The following is a 17,731-nucleotide window of genomic DNA, read 5'->3' on the forward strand; positions in this document are numbered from 1 at the left end:
ATGTTTATGGATCAAAAGACAATTGATGCATTGGATTTTCAGTATGTTTATGACAAAATAGACTGTATAACTCCCTATGGAAATATTTTTAAATCTAGAATGCATTGCTATAAACCTGGGGAAGAGGAAGCTCTTTCCCAGCAGTTTTTGATGCTCGAGTCTTTTATACCTCATATTAAAAACACATCTATCAGAAGTGGATTTAACAATATTTTAAGTCATTTTAAAGATTTGAGGCAATCCATTAAAAGAGCTAATGACGGCTTTATATTAAATGATGTTGAGTTTTTTGAGATTAAATCAATGCTGTTTTTCTTGAGAGAGTTAAGTGAATTCATAGATGAAAACAACATACCTGTATATGCTGAAACTAAAATAAAACCTATCGAGCCACTGGAAAAACTATTAGACCCAGAAAATACAAAAATCTCATCTTTTTATATATATGATTCATACTCTGAAGAACTTGGAAAAATCAGATATAAAAAAAGGGAGATAGATAAACTATTAAAAAAAGAGCAAAAATCTATCAGAGATAAGATTAAAGAGGAATTAGAAGTAGATGTAAGACCTGACAATACTGTTATTATCTCTAAAGACAAAAAAGAAGTACTAGATAGAATAAAAGAATCTCCTCAACTAAACTATGTATCGGAAACTTATTTAAATGTTAAATTCAGCATAAAAGCTTCTGATACGATAGACGAATTAGAAAAGGACTTAAATTTACTTAGGAAAAAAGAAGAATTAGAGGAGATGAGGATTAGAGAAATCCTCACAAAAGAAATCAAAAAACATCAAAAGGAAATTTATAAAAATATCTCAAGCATAGGGAAATTGGATCTATTGATAGCAAAAGCTAAATTTGCTGTTGACTACAATTGTGTAAAACCTGAAATAGTGAAGGAACATATAATTGAAATAGAAGATGGGATTCACCCCAAAGTTGCGGAAATGCTTTTAAAAAAGAACTTGAAATTCACACCGATTTCAATTTCCTTAAAAAAAGGTGTAACTTGCATCACAGGTGCGAACATGGGAGGAAAAACCATCACTTTAAAACTTGTTGGGCTGCTTTCTGCTATGGCTCAATATGGGTTGTTTGTAACAGCAAAAAAGATGACTCTAGGACTTAGCGAATACATAAAGTCATCTATTGGCGATATGCAATCAACAGATAGCGGCTTATCTACTTTTGGTGGAGAAGTAAAAGTAGTAAAAGAGGCAATAACAAGAGCCGACGAAAGAGGACTAATACTAATTGATGAATTGGCAAGAGGAACAAACCCAGAAGAAGGCTATGCCATATCTAAAGCCATAGTTGAGTATTTAAAAGACAAACAGGCGATAACAATTTTAACTACGCATTATGACAACGTAGCAGATTTAGAAGATGTAGTCCATTTACAAGTTGTTGGACTGTCAAATTTAGACATAAAAAAATTAAAAGAGGAAATTAGTACAGAAGAAGGTTTCGAAATCATAAATAAATACATGGATTATAGGCTAAGAAAAGTGGACAAAGACACCCCTATACCAAAAGATGCATTAAATATAGCTCGTATAATGGGCTTAGATGATGAGATAATTTCTTTAGCTGAGAAAAATTTAAAGCGAAGTACGTGAAAGGAGTGTTAAAGTGGGAAAACTAAATCTTGATGTAGAAAAGATTAATAAATCAAGACAATCTGCTAAAAACATAGCAGATGAAGTTCAAAAGTTCATAGATCAGCATACTACTGTGGCAACTGAAAGAACAGTAGTGAGATTGCTTGGAGTAGATGGAGTAGATGAGATAGGAAAGCCATTGCCAAATGTTGTAGTAGACAATATCAAAGAAGGAGGAGGACTCCAAAGAGGAGCAGCCTACTGGATGGGAAATGCAATTGCTAATTTACAAATAACTCCCCAAGAAATAGCAGAAAAGATTTCCAAAGGAGAATTAGACATTACAAGACTTCCTGCAAAAGATGAAGGAAAGATAAAAGAAGAAATATATAAGATCGCTAAAGAATCTGTTGAAAAAATTAAAAATGTAAGAAAGACAAGGGAGCACTTCCTAAATACGCTCGGCGAAGGGCCAAAACCATACCTATATGTAATAGTAGCTACAGGTAATATTTATGAAGACATCATTCAAGCTAAAGCAGCCGCAAAACAAGGCGCAGATGTAATCGCCGTAATAAGAACCACAGGGCAGTCATTGCTTGATTATGTACCATATGGAGCTACAACAGAAGGATTTGGAGGCACATATGCAACTCAAGAAAACTTCAGGCTCATGAGAAGAGCATTAGACGAAGTTGGCGAAGAAATAGGCAGATACATTAGGCTTACTAACTACTGCTCAGGACTTTGCATGCCAGAAATAGCAGCTATGGGTGCAGTAGAAAGACTTGATATGATGCTAAATGATGCACTATATGGAATACTATTTAGAGATATAAATATGCAAAGAACTCTAATAGATCAATTTTTCTCAAGGGTAATCAATGGGTTTGCTGGCATAATAATAAACACAGGAGAAGACAATTACCTAACAACAGATGATGCAGTAGAAGCCGCTCATACGGTATTGGCATCCCAATTTATCAATGAACAATTCGCTTTAAAAGCAGGTTTAAAAGAAGAACAAATGGGATTAGGTCATGCATTTGAAATGGATCCTTCACTAGAGGATGGATTTTTACTTGAATTAGCACAAGCTGAAATGGCAAGAGAGATTTTCCCTAATGCACCATTAAAATACATGCCACCTACTAAATTCATGACAGGAAATATCTTTAAAGGTCATGTTCAAAATGCAATGTTCAACATGGTTTCAATCATGACTAACCAAGGTATACAATTACTTGGGATGTTAACTGAAGCAATACACACACCTCATTTGCATGATAGATATCTTTCAATTGAAAATGCTAAATACATCTTCAACAACGCAAGACATTTAAGTGAAGAAATAGAGTTTAAAGAAAATGGAAGAATCCAGCAAAGAGCTAGTGAAGTATTGGATAAAGCTTGTGATTTATTGGCTCAAATTGAAAAAGAAGGATTGTTCCAAACAATAGAACAGGGTAAATTTGGCGGAGTTAAGAGAATGAGAGATGGTGGGAAAGGATTAGATGGAGTTTGCAAAAAAGACTCTGGCTACTTTAACCCATTCATTGAATTGATGCTTGGAGGTGACAAGTAATGACTGAAGCTCAAAAGGTGGATTTAACAAAAGTAATGCCTTATGGTGACACTTTAAACGATGGAGTTATGCAGCTAAGCTTTACACTTCCAGTGCCATATGGAGATGAGGCTAAAGAAGCAGCTAGGCAAATCGTCTTGAAAATGGGTTTTGAAGAAGCCTCAGTGGTATATGCACATGACTTAGGGGTAGAGTACACTTATTTTATAATGTATGCTAAGACAAGGCAAACTGTGGACTTTACATCAATTGAAGTTCCTAAAGTAGACGTTGAGGTCATGGAAAAAGAAGACATAGAAAACTTCATCAAAGAGAATATCAAGAGAAATATAGTAGTTGTAGGAGCATGCACAGGGACAGACGCTCATACAGTTGGAATAGACGCCATCATGAACATGAAAGGCTATGCTGGACACTATGGACTTGAAAGATACGAAGGCATTGAAGCATACAATTTAGGTAGCCAAGTGCCAAATGAAGAACTGGTAGCTAAAGCCATAGAACTAAATGCTGATGCAATCCTTGTATCTCAAGTAGTAACCCAGAAAGAAGTTCATATTCCAAATTTAACTGAACTTGTTGAACTTTTAGAAGCAGAAGGCATTAGGGACAAGGTTGTACTCGTCTGTGGAGGTCCAAGAATTACTTATGAACTTGCAAAAGAACTCGGCTATGATGCAGGTTTTGGCAGTGGATCATATGCAGAAGATGTAGCGACATTTATAGTAAATGAAATAGTAAAGAGAAATTTAATAAATAAATAATACGACCAAAAAACTTTCACAGATTATATGTGAAAGTTTTTTTGTTTTCGACTAAATTTTCGACTAAAAATGATAGTGTTTTTCAATAAAAAAGGGTATATTAAAATAACAGAGGTGATACTGATGGAGCTTTATATAAAAACTTTTGGCGAGTTTGATGTATTAGTTGATGAAAAATCAATCATAGATAATCTAAAAAGAAGCTATAAAATTATGAAGCTCCTTCAATATTTTATTACTTTTAAAAATCAGAAAATATTGCCTGAAACTATTTATGAAACTCTGTGGGACGAATATGACTCAATGGATACTAAAAATGTGATCAAAGGACAGATTTTTAGATTAAAAAAAGGACTTAAAGAAGCTTCAATAGATGAAGATACTATGACGATAGATTTTGTAAATGGATACTACACATTAAAGACCAATGGAAATGTTATAGTAGATAGTGATATTTTTGAAAAATTGATAGATGAAGCTAATAGAAATCTCACTGAAGATTTCAACGAAGCTTTCATATTGTACAACAAAGCATTTAAGATATATGAAAACCAGTATTTAGATAACTTTGGATATGAACTATGGTTAGTGCCAATAAGAAATTATTTTAGAAAATTGTATGTAAATGCAGTAGAAAATGTAGTGGAACAATATAAAAAATCAAGAATGAATGATGAAATTATAAATATTTGCCAAAAAGCATTATCTAAGGAAGCATATGAAGAAAAGCTACATCAGTATCTTATCGAAAGCCTATTGGCTAATGGAGAAATAAAACAAGCAGTAGATCATATAAAATATCTACAAAATGAATTTATGAAAGGCACAGGTATATTTACCATAGACACCATAAATCGCTTGGAAGATATCTTTGAAAAGCACCAAAAAGAAAACAAAAATAATGAATCAATCGGGATTGAAAAATTAAAATATTTAGAAGGTGCAATGAAATTAGATGAAGAAGAATTTAAAGTTATTTATCAGGTAACTAAAATTAGAAGAAAAGCACTAAATGAAGGGAATTATCTTTTGATTGTAGAACTCGACGATTTTAAAAAATATGATTCACTTAAGAAAATATGGCAGGATTTCACTTCAAATCTAATTACTAGAACTTTTAGGAAAAGCGATGTATTTACAATTTGGAGGAATGAAAAATTTTTGATTTTACTAAGCGATGTTAAGCATGGAGCGGTTTCAAGCTTAGAAAATCGATTTCTAATTAATTACTATGAAGCCGATGATGAAAAAGCTTTACCCATAAAGTTGAAACACATCCTATTAGAAGAAGACACAAAAATAAAACTTTAGATTTCAAAAACTTGAAATAAATATAGCCTAGTGCTAAACTATTAAAGAGTAACTGGAAACACAATTACTCTTTTAATTTTTGAGGTGAAATATTGATAGAATTATTTGTTATTTTTAAGACAATTCTATATACAAATATAATTAAGGTTAATAATAATAGAGTTATAATAGTTCTTTTAACATCTTTAATAACACTATCATTGATATATGCTATATTGAGTTTAAAGACTAACAAAAAATACTTATTGCTATTTTTGTTTTACACTATATTTTCAATAATATTGTTTGCAAATGCGATGTACTTTAGCTATTTTAATAGACTTATTTCCTTAGATGTCTTTAAACAAGTAGGGCTTGTTGTAGAAGTTAAAGAAAGTATTCAACAATTAATTAGCTTTGAAAAATTAACGCTTTTACTTGACATACCGGTTATAGGTATATATTTGTGGCTTTTAAACAAGAAAAAACTACCACATAAAGTTTTTGCGATTAACGAAAACAGAACAAAAAAACTCTTGAGAATTTCTGCAGTTATCGTCGTCATGCTTTTTGTATACATGTTTTCAAAAGGGCAAATAAAAGCAGTTGTAGCTGATGAAATCTATTCTTTTTATGCTAATGATGCCATAAGCTTAATAAAAAAAGACGATGAAGTTCAAGATGTATCTGTAGAAGAGCAAAAACTAAAAGAACTATTAGAAAAAGAATATCCTACAAATGAATACACTGGCATCGGGGAAGGAAAAAACTTGATAGTTATACAAGTAGAAGCCCTTCAAAACTTTGTGCTGTTTAAAGAAATTGACGGCTTTGAGATAACTCCAAACTTAAATAAGCTCGTTAAAGACGCTGGCACTCTATATTATGACAATTACTTTCAACTAGTCGGGAAGGGAAATACATCAGATGCAGAAGTAGCTACTTTAAATTCTCTATATCCATCTTTAACAGAGCCAACTAACAACCTTTATCACAGCAACTCATACTATGGCCTGCCATGGATATTAAGAGACAATGGGTATACTTCATGGGCCTTTCATGGATATGAAAGAGATTTTTGGAACAGAGATAAAGCATATAAAGCAGAAGGTTTTCAAAGATTTATTGCTCAAGATGACTTTGTATTTGACAACTACATAGGATTTGGCATACCCGATAGGGAATTTTTTAAGCAGTCACTGGAATACATCAAAGAGCTAGACAACATAGACGAAAACCCATTTTTTGCATTTTTAATTACACTTACAAGCCATACTCCATTTAAGATGCCACCAAACGAGAAGTACACAGACTTAGGTGAATTAGAAGGTAGCCTCACAGGAAACTACATTCATGCAATTCACTATGCAGATATGGAACTAGGCAGATTTATCGAAAACTTAAAAGAAGAAGGTTTATATGAAAACTCAGTAATAGCCATTTACGGAGACCACTTTGGGATTGCAGCATATGATGAGGAAGAAAAAGTAAATGCAGAAAAAATAACAAAAGAAAGATACGACTACGACACTATGATGAACATACCTCTGTTAATCCATGTGCCCGGGGAAGATTTAAATAACACCATACCAACTGTTGGAAGTCAATTAGATTTTTTGCCAACCATATTAAATATAATGGGTATAAAAAATGAAAAGGGGATAATGTTTGGCAAGGACTTAAACAATAAAACTGATGAAAGCTATGTTTTTCCAATGGGCTACATCAAAGAAGGATCAGTAATTTTAAAAGATGAGATGTTCGTAAGAGATAAAGCTCTGTTTGAAAACAGCAGGGCATTTAATAGAAAGACAAGAGAAGAAATAGACATAGAAAAATTTAGAGAACTAAGTGAAAGAGCTTTGGAAGAAATCAATCTATCAAATTATGTTTTAAAATCAAACTACATAGATAGATTGCTCGATGATTAACGGTTTTTGAGGAGGGATTTAAATGCTAGAGTTGATGATGTTGATAAAATCCATTATTTATGCAAATGCGATTAAAATAGATAATAATGAAACTTATATTATCGTGCTAACCTTTTTTATCTCATGTGCCATTTTTTCACTTATATCATGGAAAAGTGGGGATAAAAAGAAGAGAAATATAGTGGTATTTTATAGTCTGATTTCAATATTGATGTTTGCAAATGCAGTGTATTTTTCATATTTTAATACACTCCTATCAATAAATGTATTGTCTCAAGCAAGACAGTTAAACACAGTAAAAAACAGCATAAAACATCTTTTGGATTTTAGTAAGATAATATTGCTGTTAGACATACCATTTGTCTACTATTACTTAAACAAGAAAGAAAAAGTATTTAAGGGAAAAGGAGCATTAAAATCAGAGGATTATAAGAACATATTTAAAACATCATCAGTATTTGTCTTGAGTATATTGATATATTTATTTGGCATAGGTGAATTAAAATCAGTTATCAACCAAGAGTTTTACTCTCACCAAGCTGTGGATTTCTATCACATAGTAAAATCTGATAGAAAATCTCTAGCTGAGGAACAGACCATAGAAGATGGCCTCAAACAAATCGAAAAAAGGATGAAAAATGAAGGGCAGAACTATCATGGGATTGGAAAGGGTAAAAACCTCATCGTCATACAAGTAGAATCTCTAGCAAATTTTGTCATGTTCAGGGACTATGACGGACAAGAGATAACACCTAATCTGAATAAATTAGCATCATCGCCTCACAGCTTATATTACAACAACTATTTTCAACTAATAGGCAAAGGAAATACTTCAGATGCTGAATTTGTATCTTTAAATTCACTCTATCCATCCATGGAAAAACCGACTTATTTTCAATACGCTGACAATAAATTCTACGGACTGCCTTGGCTGATGAGGGACAATGGCTACACTGCATGGGCATTTCACGGATACAAAAGAGATTTTTGGAATAGAGATGAAGCTTATATCAATCAAGGGTTTGAAAGATTTATAGCAGAAGATAATTTTAACTTTACTGAAGAAATTGGCTTTGGAATAACAGATAAAGACTTTTTTAATCAATCAATGTTTTATTTAAACCAATTAGATCAAAAAGATGAAAACCCATTCTTTGCATTTTTAGTCACCTTGACAAGTCACAACCCATATGAAATGCCAGAAGAATACCAAAAAATAAACATCAAAGAAGAGCACAAAGACTCTTTAACAGCTAATTACCTTCAATCCATTCACTATACAGATGAAGCTATCGCAGAATTCATTCAAAACTTAAAAGACAACGGACTTTACGATGATTCAGTTATAGTGATTTACGGAGATCACTTTGCTATAAATGCAGGACTTGAAACAGAAGAAGAGATATTAAATTATTTATTAGGTAGACCCTACGATTATGACATGATGATGAATATACCACTTATCATACATGTACCAAATGAAAACTTGGGGAAAACTATCACGACTGTTGGCAGCCAACTAGATTTTTACCCAACCATAGCAAATATCATGGGGTATGAAAATACAAAAGGAATAACTTTTGGAATGGATTTAAACAATCCAATCAGAGAAAACTATGTATTTCCTCAAACCTATTTATACAAGGGTTCATTTATATCACAGGACTATATGTTTCAATTCTCAAGAGATGGAGTGTATGAAAACAGTAAAGTCATAAATAGATTTACAAGAAGAGAAGAAGACATAAATAAGTTTATGGATGTTACCTCAAGGGGTATAAGGGAGATAGATCTATCAGATTATATATTAAAAAATAACTATTTCATGGAATACATCAAATAAAGGGATGATATTAATGAAAAAGAAGACAAATAAAATATTAGTTCTTTTACTCACACTAACACTTCTACTGCCAAGTTTTAGTTTTGCTCAAACATCAGTAGACTATGAATATGTTGATTTTATAGTTGAATATATAAATGCTTATTACATTAAAGACATAGACTATGAAACTCACCAAAACAACATATTAAAAGGTCTACTGCAAAACTTAGATCCGTACAGCGACTACTACTCTAAAGAAGAGTATGAAGAGTTTATAAACAGTTTAAATCAATCATTTTCAGGAATAGGCATAGTCTTAAAGTTTGAAAAAAACAATGTTGTAATTGATAGAGTCTTAGATGATACACCTGCAAAAGCTCAAGGACTAAAAGCAGGAGATGTTATAATAAGTGTCAACTACCAAAAAGTAGAAGGACTTAGCTTGGAAGAAGTAACTTCTCTATTGCGTGGGAAAGCTGGGAATATAGTTCGAATTGAGATAAAAAGAGAAAATGAATTAAAGGTCATTAAAGTAAGAAGAGAAAAAATTGAGATCTCACCAGTAGAATACGATGTGTTCAAAGGAGTAGGTTATATAAAATTAAACAGCTTTAGTGACAAAGCGAGTGAAAAAGTAAAGGAAGCGCTTAAATATATAGATACTGTTGGAACTAATAAAGTAATACTTGACTTAAGAGATAACCCTGGGGGATATTTAGATGAAGCAGTAAAAGTTGCTAGCCTTTTTGTTCCAAAAGGACCAATTGTTCATATAAAAGATAAATATGGAAATGTACAAAGCCATTATTCTAATTTAGAAGAAAGCAAATATAAGCTCGTAGTATTAGTAAACGAAAAGAGTGCTAGTGCCTCAGAAATCGTTGCAGCAGCAGTCAAAGACACAAAAGCAGGCTACATCATAGGAACAAAGACTTATGGAAAAGGCACAGTACAAAACATAGTCCAACTTCCAAAAGAGGATGCGATTAAATTAACCGTAGCTGAATATTTTAGCCCAAAGTGGGTAAAGATAGATAGAGTGGGAGTGACACCAGATTTAATAGTAGAAAATGAAACTTTTGACATTCAGCTTGAGAAAGCGATTGATTACTTAAACAACTGAATGACTCAAATGTAACAAATTTGTAATACTAAAACTTAAAATTTGGTGTATAATCAAAGTATAGTAACTACTTTAGTACATGCTGCAATATATTTACATTTTATTGACCGCAGCTAAAGTAGATGTTATAATAACTGTAAAGTGCGAGTTACTGTACTTAACAGTACAAATTTAAACAAAATTATAAGGAGGTAATTAGAACATGAAGAGAACCCTATCATTGGTGTTAGCTTTAGTAATGGTTCTAGGAATGATTCCTGTGTATGCACAAGCTGCAACTCCACAAGAGGAAGCAGGGAAACTTCTAGAGCAATTAGGCGTTCTTAAAGGAGATCAAAACGGCAATTTAATGCTAGACAAGACTCTTTTAAGAAGAGACGCAGTAGTAATGCTAGCTAGACTTCTAGGCGAAGAAGAGGTAGCAGAAAAATATCCAACAGCTCCAACATGGAAAGACGTAACAATCAAATATTATGAACCTTTCCTAGGATGGGCACAAGCAGAAGGATATTACAAAGGGTATAACGATGCAAAATTTGGATTTACTGACGAAATAACTGTACAAGATTACGCTCAAGTATTATTAAGAGCACTTGGCTATACAGATGTTGAGTGGAAAGATGCTTATACAAAAGCTAAAGACTTAGGTCTATTAGAAGGTGTAACTCTTGAAGCTACAGCAAAATTGCCAAGAGGAAACATGTCAGTTATGACAGTAACAGCACTTAATACAAAAGTTAAAGACAGTGAAAAGACATTAGCTGAAACTTTAGAAATTGAAATGCCTGCAGAATTTGCTATGACAGCAAAAGCAACAGGAGCTAAGAAAATCACTGTAACATTTAACAAAGCAGTAGATAAGACAAAAGCAGTTATTGAAGTTACTAGAGGGACAGTAAAACCTTCAGTAAAATCTGTTACATGGGCAGATGATAATAAATCAGCAGTAGTTGAATTTAATACTAACATGGTTGCTGGAGATTATACTGTAAAAGTAACTGGATTAACCGACGAAGCTTTAACAGCTACATTAAAAGTAGAAGCTGCAAAACTTACTTCTGTAGAAATTAAGGGAGATGTTTTGGTAATTTCTAATGCTCCTACAAATACTCAAGTTAAAGCAGGAGTTGTAGCATTAAATCAATACGGAGAAGAAATATCAGGATTTAGCGGAAATGTTTCTTCATCTAAAGGTACTGGATCAATTGTTTCAGGACAGTTGGTATTAAATGTAACTTCTGGCACATTTGTAGTTGGAGAAACTGTTGTTGTTACTATAGTTGATCCACAAACAGGTGTTATAGCTACTAAGACTATGAAAGTTGCTCAAGGGGCACAAGTAGCTGAAATAAAGATTGGTGAACTTAAAACTGATGATACAACATTAGCTGCTAAACCAATAAATGTAACGAACTTGAATAACAATTTATCTAAATATTATGTTCCTGTTGAAATAAAAGACCAATATGGTAATTTATTAAAAGCAAATGAATTGACAGGAGTTAATATCTACACTTCAAATGCACAAATATTAAATCCTAAAGGATTTAAGGATTTAGCAGATGGTAGAACTGTAATTGAGTTACAAACTGCTACTGGAACAGCATCATCAGGGACAGTTGTTTTAACAGTAGTTGCACAAACTACAGGGAAGACAGCAAGTGCTACTATAAATGTACTTCCTGATGCAAAGATAGATGTAGTTACTGTAGGAAGCCCTGATACTGAATTAAAAATCAATAAGGCAACAACATTACCTGTAACTGTGATAGACACATATGGCAATGAGATTGCTCTTAAAGATGTACAAATTGTTGGTTCAGGTAGTACTCAGTTAAAATTAAATGGGAACACCACTATATCTGTAACAAATGCAACTTTAACAACAAAAACAAATTATACAACTGGTGTTGTAACAATTCAAATAACACCTTCAGCATCACCAATATCAGTAATAGTAGTTACTGGTACTGGTAAAACTCAAACTCTAACATTGACAGCAGTAGCACAACCTGTTCCTGCATCGATAAAAGGGATGAGTGCTGATTTCGTATCAATGTTAGCAAATGATACAACCATGAATACAAAAATAGTTGGAAATGTAGTATTCCTAGACCAATATGGTGAAGAAATAGAAGTAGGTACTACAGCTGATGCTAATGGATATAAATATGAAGTAGCTAAAAAGTCAGGAACATCAACTTCAATGGCAGCAGATGTGATTTCTGCAACAGCAACAGCTGGATCTGATGTTTATACTGTTAAATTGTTCAAGAGTGCTGAAGTTCTAGACGAAATGGATGTAACAATAACAGTAGTGGATAAAGCTGCTATAACATCATTTGGAATTGAAGATTTAAATAAATTCTATACAGGTGGAGCAGATACTAAGTATAATCAACAAGTAAAAATTTATGGACTTGTCAATGGCAACAAGGTAGCAGTACCTCAAAGTATGATTAAATTAGTTACAGCTACAAATGGATTAGAAATTAGCGGAACAGGTTTGTATACAGCAAAAGTAATTAATACTAGTGGAGCAGATGTAAAATCAACTATTACAGTTTTGGTAGAAGCTGGTACAAACAGCTATACTTTAACAAAAGAAGTTGTATACAGTGACGCTACACCAAAAGCACAATCTCTCACTGCTAAATCAAACGGAGTAACAGTTGAAGGCGCTGTAGAATTAAGCATAGCAACACCTGGATCTGTAAGTATTGATTTAACAACAAGTTCAGCATTAAAATTTGTTGCTGCTGATCAATATGGAGTAGCTAAGACATCAGGATTTAGCTTTGCAGTAACAGGAAGCAATAAAGTTACTGTATCCGGAAATACTTTAACAGCAACTGGTTTAGCAGCAGGCGATAGTTTCGTTGTTCATGCATTCATAGATGGACTTAACAAACAAATCACTGTTTATGCAAAATAAATAGCACAACAATAATCACCACAAAAAACCTCGGGCTTTCCGAGGTTTTTTTATGCCCAATTTCTGATTAAGCGTAGTACATATAACTCCCTTTTCATATATATAAAGTATAGGGAGGTGAGAAAATGGTTGAGATAACAAAGAAAAGTTTAAAGCTTGAGTTAGACGGCGGAGTAGTTGACGGGAAACAAAAGATCGACTCCAAAACCTACTCAAACATCAGTCTATCTGCAACAGATGAAAATATACTGTCTGCAGGAGAATTGATTTCAGGACTTCAAGAAAAAGCACTTATCAATGTCAAAAGAATTGAGGAAGCTATCATAACAGAATAAAATAAGAAAGGAGAGTATTTATGGAGAAGACTAAACTAATCATGCAGTTTTTAGACGCTGCAAACAGAGCATACAACATATCAGTCGACAACCCCAGAGCAGACTTAACTCAAGAAGAGATACACCAAGCTATGACAGGGCTTGTCGGACTAAATGCCTTTGTATCAAGAAATGGTCTATTGACAACACCAAGCAAAGCTAACATAGTTACAACATCAACTACAGAAATAGAATTTTAAAAAAGGGAGCCTAGGCTCCCTTTAATTTAAAGAGGTGAAAACATGGAAGAACTTTATACAAACATAGCTAACTTAGGTTTTCCTATAGTCATATCGCTATTTTTATTAGTGAGAATCGAAGGAAAGCTAAATGAGTTAACTAAAAGTATAACTGAGTTATCTAAAGTCATAGAAACTAAACTAAATTAAAGGGATTGATCAATCAATCCCTTTATCAGTTTCAACTACTTTTCTATTGATTATAAAGCCTGTACCCAACAGAACCCAAAAGATAGGAGCTACAGACAATATGCTATCATTTGATAACCCTGTAAATAGGTACATGCAAACCGCAAAGAATATTCCAAGTCCTGCAGATTCCATAAATGAATTGTATTTATTCTTTTTAAAATATGCTTTGAAGCTTGAAACAAAATACATTAAAAACAAAGCCAATTCTGCTAACAAAGACAATAGTCCAGTGGTTATTGCGGTGTGCAGGTACATATTGTGTGGCTTATCAACTACTGTATAAATACTATTTAACCCCTTTATCTTTCCGACAAAATCATTGTTAGGGAAGTATATGCCATAGGTATCAGGACCATGTCCAATTAATATTGTATCTTTTATCAAAGGAATAGACCTAGACCATATATAACCTCTGTTAGAAGCCATGTATTCTCTACCCTCAAAGTTAAAGTACTCTGCCCTTATCTCCTCATTTCCGAGGAGTTCTCCTCTATACCCCAATGCTTTTGCATTGCTATTTTCATCATACGCAAACCGGATGGATTTTGCTCCTTTATTTGTTGCTAAATTAGCTTCTACTATAAGCCCTCTAGTATCAGACATTAACAACCTAAATGTATGCTTATTATATGGCTCATTTTTTATCTTATATACGCCTTCTCCAATCATATCAACTTCAAGCGGTGAATTGTTTTCATCATAATAGATAAAGAAACCATTTTCATTGACTACTTTTATTTCATGGTCATTAAATTTTATATTTATACTGTTTTCATCTAACACTATATCTTCAAAATCTATGTAGCTTACTTCTACTAAAGACTTAACTCCTGATATCAATCTATCTGTTACTGTTCCATCTAAAGCAGTATTTACTCCGAAGAATATAACTAGTATGGTGATAAAAGACAGTGCAAAAAATTTTATATTATGTCTAATTTGTTTTCTATAAAAGATTAGAGCAAGTACTATATAAACACCAAGACTTAAAAGTGCCGCCCTAGATCTAGAGCCAAGCAATGTCAGAAAGTTTGCTGCACTTACTATCAAGAAGAAAAGTTTTTCTTTTTTATTCTTCAATAGTAGTACAAGTGTGACAGATATGGTAAATAGCATGCTAGTGTAGACTCCAACATAGTTTATGTTGTAGAGTGTGCCGTATGTTGCTTTGTTTGCTGCAAATGTGAAGTTTAAGGTGTCTTTTAAATGTTCATAAGCACTTGGAAGGATTAAACTCTTGCCAAAATCTGTCATAAAAATATCTCTTCCTAAAAATTGAGTTAATCCTATCAGAGTCATGACAATTGATGAAATAGATAGAGCATAGACTAATACTTTCACTTGTTTTTCATTATCGATAGTGTTGTATGCTAAAAACATCAAACTCAAATATGAAAGAAGTGCATACATTCCTTCATATCTATCAATGAACCCTTTTGTTGCGACAGATTTATAGCTTGAAAAAATAACTGAAAGAATTATTAAGATTGCATAAATTAACATCGGATAATAGAACTTATCTTTTCTCAACTCGATTTTTTTATTTAAGTAGCACCTTGAGAAAAACATAAATAGTCCGACAGCCGCTGTTATGGTTAACCAAACCATTTTGTAATATGAGAAAAAGTCAGCATTATCCTGACCATTTGTGAAATACTTCAGCTCTTCAGGTACAGGTACTACCTTGAGGTAGATTATTAAAGGAATAATTGCTACTGCTACAATAAGGGGTAGTATGATCCATATGTCATATTTGTACTTCTTCTTTATAGTTTTATCTTTCTTTGCCATGTATGCCTCCTTAAATTTTTTAGTATACAAGTATTATACACCATTTGGTGAGTATTTTTAAGAGATAATTAGACAATGCTTATTGAAAATAATGAATTATTGTTGTAGTATATTCTAAAGGGCTAAAGGGAGGGAAATTGACATGCGGTTTGGCAAAAAGACAATGCTAATGATTTTTATTGATTTTTTAATTATCAACATTTCTGCGTTATTATCTCTATTATTAAGGTTTGAAAGCATAACGAATCCTCAATTCTTAGATTATTTTGAAGTGTATAAGAGCACATTTCTATTTATTTCATTTTCAAAGATTGTAGTATTCTATTTATTTGGACTTTATAAAAGTATTTGGAAGTACGCAAGCATAGATGAAATGCTAAAGATAATGGGAGCAGGTGTTGTCGCAAATATAGCAGCTATTGCAGTGCTTTCATTTTTACAGACTTCACTACCTAGATCTGTGTATGTCATGATGACAGTATTTGATATAGGATTTATTGGAGGTTTTAGATTTCTTCTAAGAACTGCTAATGAAAAATTAACCCACAAAGTCAAATCTAATGAAGACAAAATCACAAGAGTTATGATAGTGGGAGCAGGCGATGCAGGTGCTATGATATTAAAGGAGTTTAAAAATCACTACTCCTATATATATAAACCCGTAGTTTTTGTAGACGATGATAAAAGTAAAAAAGGGAAAGTGATTTATGGAGTGCCAGTGGCTGGGACTAGAGAAGATATACCAGCACTTACAGAGAAATATAATATCGACGAAATAGTTATTGCCATGCCCTCAGCACCCAAATCTGAATTGAGTAAAATTGTCGAAATCGGAAAAAATACTAAAGCAAGGTTAAAGATTTTACCTGGCATGTATGAACTCACAGATGGAGTTGTAAGTGTAAGCGCTATAAGAGATGTGCAGATTGAAGATTTATTGGGTAGAGAAGAGATCAAAACTGATTTATCAGAAATAAGTAAATACCTAAATGGAAAGATAGTTTTAGTTACAGGTGGAGGAGGGTCAATTGGCTCTGAACTAGCAAGGCAGATTTCAATACAAAACCCTAAGAAGTTAATCATATTAGATATATATGAGAACAATGCGTATATGCTTGAAAACGAACTGAGAAAGAGATTTCCAAATTTGAACTTGATTGTATACATAGCTTCTATCAGAGATGAGCAGAGAATCAGAGAGATTTTAAGAAGAGAAAAAGTTGATGTGATATTTCATGCTGCGGCACACAAACACGTGCCTTTGATGGAAACTAGTCCAAAAGAAGCAATAAAAAACAATGTATTCGGCACTGTAAATTTAGCAAAAGCTGCATCTGAAAATTGCGTAGAAAAATTTGTCATGATATCAACAGATAAGGCTGTTAACCCTACTAATATAATGGGCGCAAGCAAGAGAATTTGTGAGATGGTAATTCAAGCATTCAATGAAAGACACGATACAGACTTTGTGGCAGTTAGGTTTGGAAATGTTTTAGGAAGCAATGGCAGTGTAATACCAATATTTAAAAAACAGATAAAAGAAGGCGGACCAGTCACAGTGACACATAAAGATGTAGTTAGGTATTTTATGACTATACCTGAAGCTGTTTCATTGGTTATTCAAGCTGGAGCTATGGCTAAGGGTGGGGAAATATTTATATTAGACATGGGAGAACCAGTAAAGATCATAAAATTAGCTGAGGATTTAATCAAACTATCAGGGTTTGAGCCTTACACAGAAATACCCATAAAAATCACAGGGCTTAGACCTGGAGAAAAACTCTATGAGGAACTCATATTAGACGAAGAAGGAGTTACAGCGACAAAGCATAAGAAGATATTCGTAGCTAAACCCACAAACATTGACTATGAAGAATTAGAAAACAGCTTAAAAGAGCTGAGAAAGGCAATCAATGATTTAGGGGATGAAGAAGTAAGATCATATGTAAAAAGAATAGTTAAGACGTATAATTTTGAGGAGTGAAAACTCCTCTTTTGTATATATTAGACAAAAATCTTAACTATTATTTGATTAAAATTGTACATTTCCATAATAAATATATTGAAAATTTGT

Annotated in this window: 13 protein-coding genes; 12 read left to right on the plus strand and 1 reads right to left on the minus strand. The window is 32.9% G+C overall.

Annotated features, from left to right (window positions below):
* From kamC to E4100_RS02405, 11 genes are all read left to right on the plus strand, one after another.
* The gene (kamC, locus tag E4100_RS02355; RefSeq protein WP_135270428.1) at positions 1-1,626 is read left to right on the plus strand and encodes a lysine 5,6-aminomutase reactivase ATPase KamC; all 1,626 of its coding nucleotides are present in this window, start codon (positions 1-3) and stop codon (positions 1,624-1,626) included.
* 13 nt (positions 1,627-1,639) lie between these two features.
* On the plus strand, positions 1,640-3,193 hold the full coding sequence (gene kamD / locus E4100_RS02360; RefSeq protein WP_135270429.1) for a lysine 5,6-aminomutase subunit alpha: 1,554 nt from the start codon (positions 1,640-1,642) through the stop codon (positions 3,191-3,193).
* Positions 3,193-3,957, plus strand: coding sequence for a lysine 5,6-aminomutase subunit beta (gene kamE, locus E4100_RS02365; RefSeq protein ID WP_135270430.1), 765 nt, complete (start codon positions 3,193-3,195; stop codon positions 3,955-3,957). The genes kamD and kamE overlap by 1 nt, the downstream gene beginning before the upstream one ends.
* 123 nt (positions 3,958-4,080) lie before the next feature.
* Complete coding sequence (locus E4100_RS02370; protein ID WP_167792049.1) at positions 4,081-5,268, plus strand: bacterial transcriptional activator domain-containing protein; 1,188 nt, start codon at positions 4,081-4,083, stop codon at positions 5,266-5,268.
* A gap of 92 nt (positions 5,269-5,360) precedes the next feature.
* Positions 5,361-7,178, plus strand: a complete 1,818-nt coding sequence (locus E4100_RS02375; RefSeq protein WP_135270432.1) for an LTA synthase family protein — start codon at positions 5,361-5,363, stop codon at positions 7,176-7,178.
* Positions 7,179-7,200: 22 nt separating this feature from the next.
* The gene (locus E4100_RS02380) at positions 7,201-9,021 is read left to right on the plus strand and encodes an LTA synthase family protein (RefSeq protein WP_135270433.1); all 1,821 of its coding nucleotides are present in this window, start codon (positions 7,201-7,203) and stop codon (positions 9,019-9,021) included.
* A 13-nt stretch (positions 9,022-9,034) separates the two neighbouring features.
* On the plus strand, positions 9,035-10,126 hold the full coding sequence (locus E4100_RS02385; protein WP_167792050.1) for a S41 family peptidase: 1,092 nt from the start codon (positions 9,035-9,037) through the stop codon (positions 10,124-10,126).
* Between the two features lie 202 nt (positions 10,127-10,328).
* Positions 10,329-13,061, plus strand: a complete 2,733-nt coding sequence (locus E4100_RS02390) for an autotransporter outer membrane beta-barrel domain-containing protein (RefSeq protein WP_135270435.1) — start codon at positions 10,329-10,331, stop codon at positions 13,059-13,061.
* Positions 13,062-13,186: 125 nt separating this feature from the next.
* Positions 13,187-13,396: a DUF1659 domain-containing protein gene (locus tag E4100_RS02395; protein WP_135270436.1), complete on the plus strand. Its 210-nt coding sequence runs from the start codon at positions 13,187-13,189 to the stop codon at positions 13,394-13,396.
* A gap of 20 nt (positions 13,397-13,416) precedes the next feature.
* Positions 13,417-13,635 (plus strand): DUF2922 domain-containing protein, encoded by a 219-nt coding sequence (locus E4100_RS02400; RefSeq protein ID WP_135270437.1) that lies wholly within the window; start codon positions 13,417-13,419, stop codon positions 13,633-13,635.
* A gap of 42 nt (positions 13,636-13,677) precedes the next feature.
* Positions 13,678-13,824: a YvrJ family protein gene (locus E4100_RS02405; RefSeq protein ID WP_135270438.1), complete on the plus strand. Its 147-nt coding sequence runs from the start codon at positions 13,678-13,680 to the stop codon at positions 13,822-13,824.
* 9 nt (positions 13,825-13,833) lie between these two features.
* Here E4100_RS02405 and E4100_RS02410 read toward each other — a convergent pair whose 3' ends face one another.
* Entirely contained in the window at positions 13,834-15,657 is a 1,824-nt protein-coding gene (locus E4100_RS02410) for an O-antigen ligase family protein (RefSeq protein WP_135270439.1), read from the minus strand.
* Between the two features lie 142 nt (positions 15,658-15,799).
* Between E4100_RS02410 and E4100_RS02415 the strand changes: the two genes are divergently transcribed.
* Entirely contained in the window at positions 15,800-17,641 is a 1,842-nt protein-coding gene (locus E4100_RS02415) for a polysaccharide biosynthesis protein (RefSeq protein WP_135270440.1), read from the plus strand.
* Positions 17,642-17,731: the final 90 nt, after the last annotated feature.

Source organism: Soehngenia longivitae (assembly GCF_004684055.1).
Classification (GTDB): domain Bacteria; phylum Bacillota; class Clostridia; order Tissierellales; family Tissierellaceae; genus Soehngenia; species Soehngenia longivitae.

Coding starts and splice junctions, on each gene's coding strand:
- E4100_RS02410 (WP_135270439.1), bottom strand. CDS start 15,657: ATGGCAAAGAAAGATAAAACTATAAAGAAGAAGTACAAATATGACATA.
- E4100_RS02385 (WP_167792050.1), top strand. CDS start 9,035: ATGAAAAAGAAGACAAATAAAATATTAGTTCTTTTACTCACACTAACA.
- E4100_RS02405 (WP_135270438.1), top strand. CDS start 13,678: ATGGAAGAACTTTATACAAACATAGCTAACTTAGGTTTTCCTATAGTC.
- E4100_RS02415 (WP_135270440.1), top strand. CDS start 15,800: ATGCGGTTTGGCAAAAAGACAATGCTAATGATTTTTATTGATTTTTTA.
- E4100_RS02390 (WP_135270435.1), top strand. CDS start 10,329: ATGAAGAGAACCCTATCATTGGTGTTAGCTTTAGTAATGGTTCTAGGA.
- E4100_RS02370 (WP_167792049.1), top strand. CDS start 4,081: ATGGAGCTTTATATAAAAACTTTTGGCGAGTTTGATGTATTAGTTGAT.
- kamC (WP_135270428.1), top strand. CDS start 1: ATGTTTATGGATCAAAAGACAATTGATGCATTGGATTTTCAGTATGTT.
- E4100_RS02400 (WP_135270437.1), top strand. CDS start 13,417: ATGGAGAAGACTAAACTAATCATGCAGTTTTTAGACGCTGCAAACAGA.
- E4100_RS02380 (WP_135270433.1), top strand. CDS start 7,201: ATGCTAGAGTTGATGATGTTGATAAAATCCATTATTTATGCAAATGCG.
- E4100_RS02395 (WP_135270436.1), top strand. CDS start 13,187: ATGGTTGAGATAACAAAGAAAAGTTTAAAGCTTGAGTTAGACGGCGGA.
- kamE (WP_135270430.1), top strand. CDS start 3,193: ATGACTGAAGCTCAAAAGGTGGATTTAACAAAAGTAATGCCTTATGGT.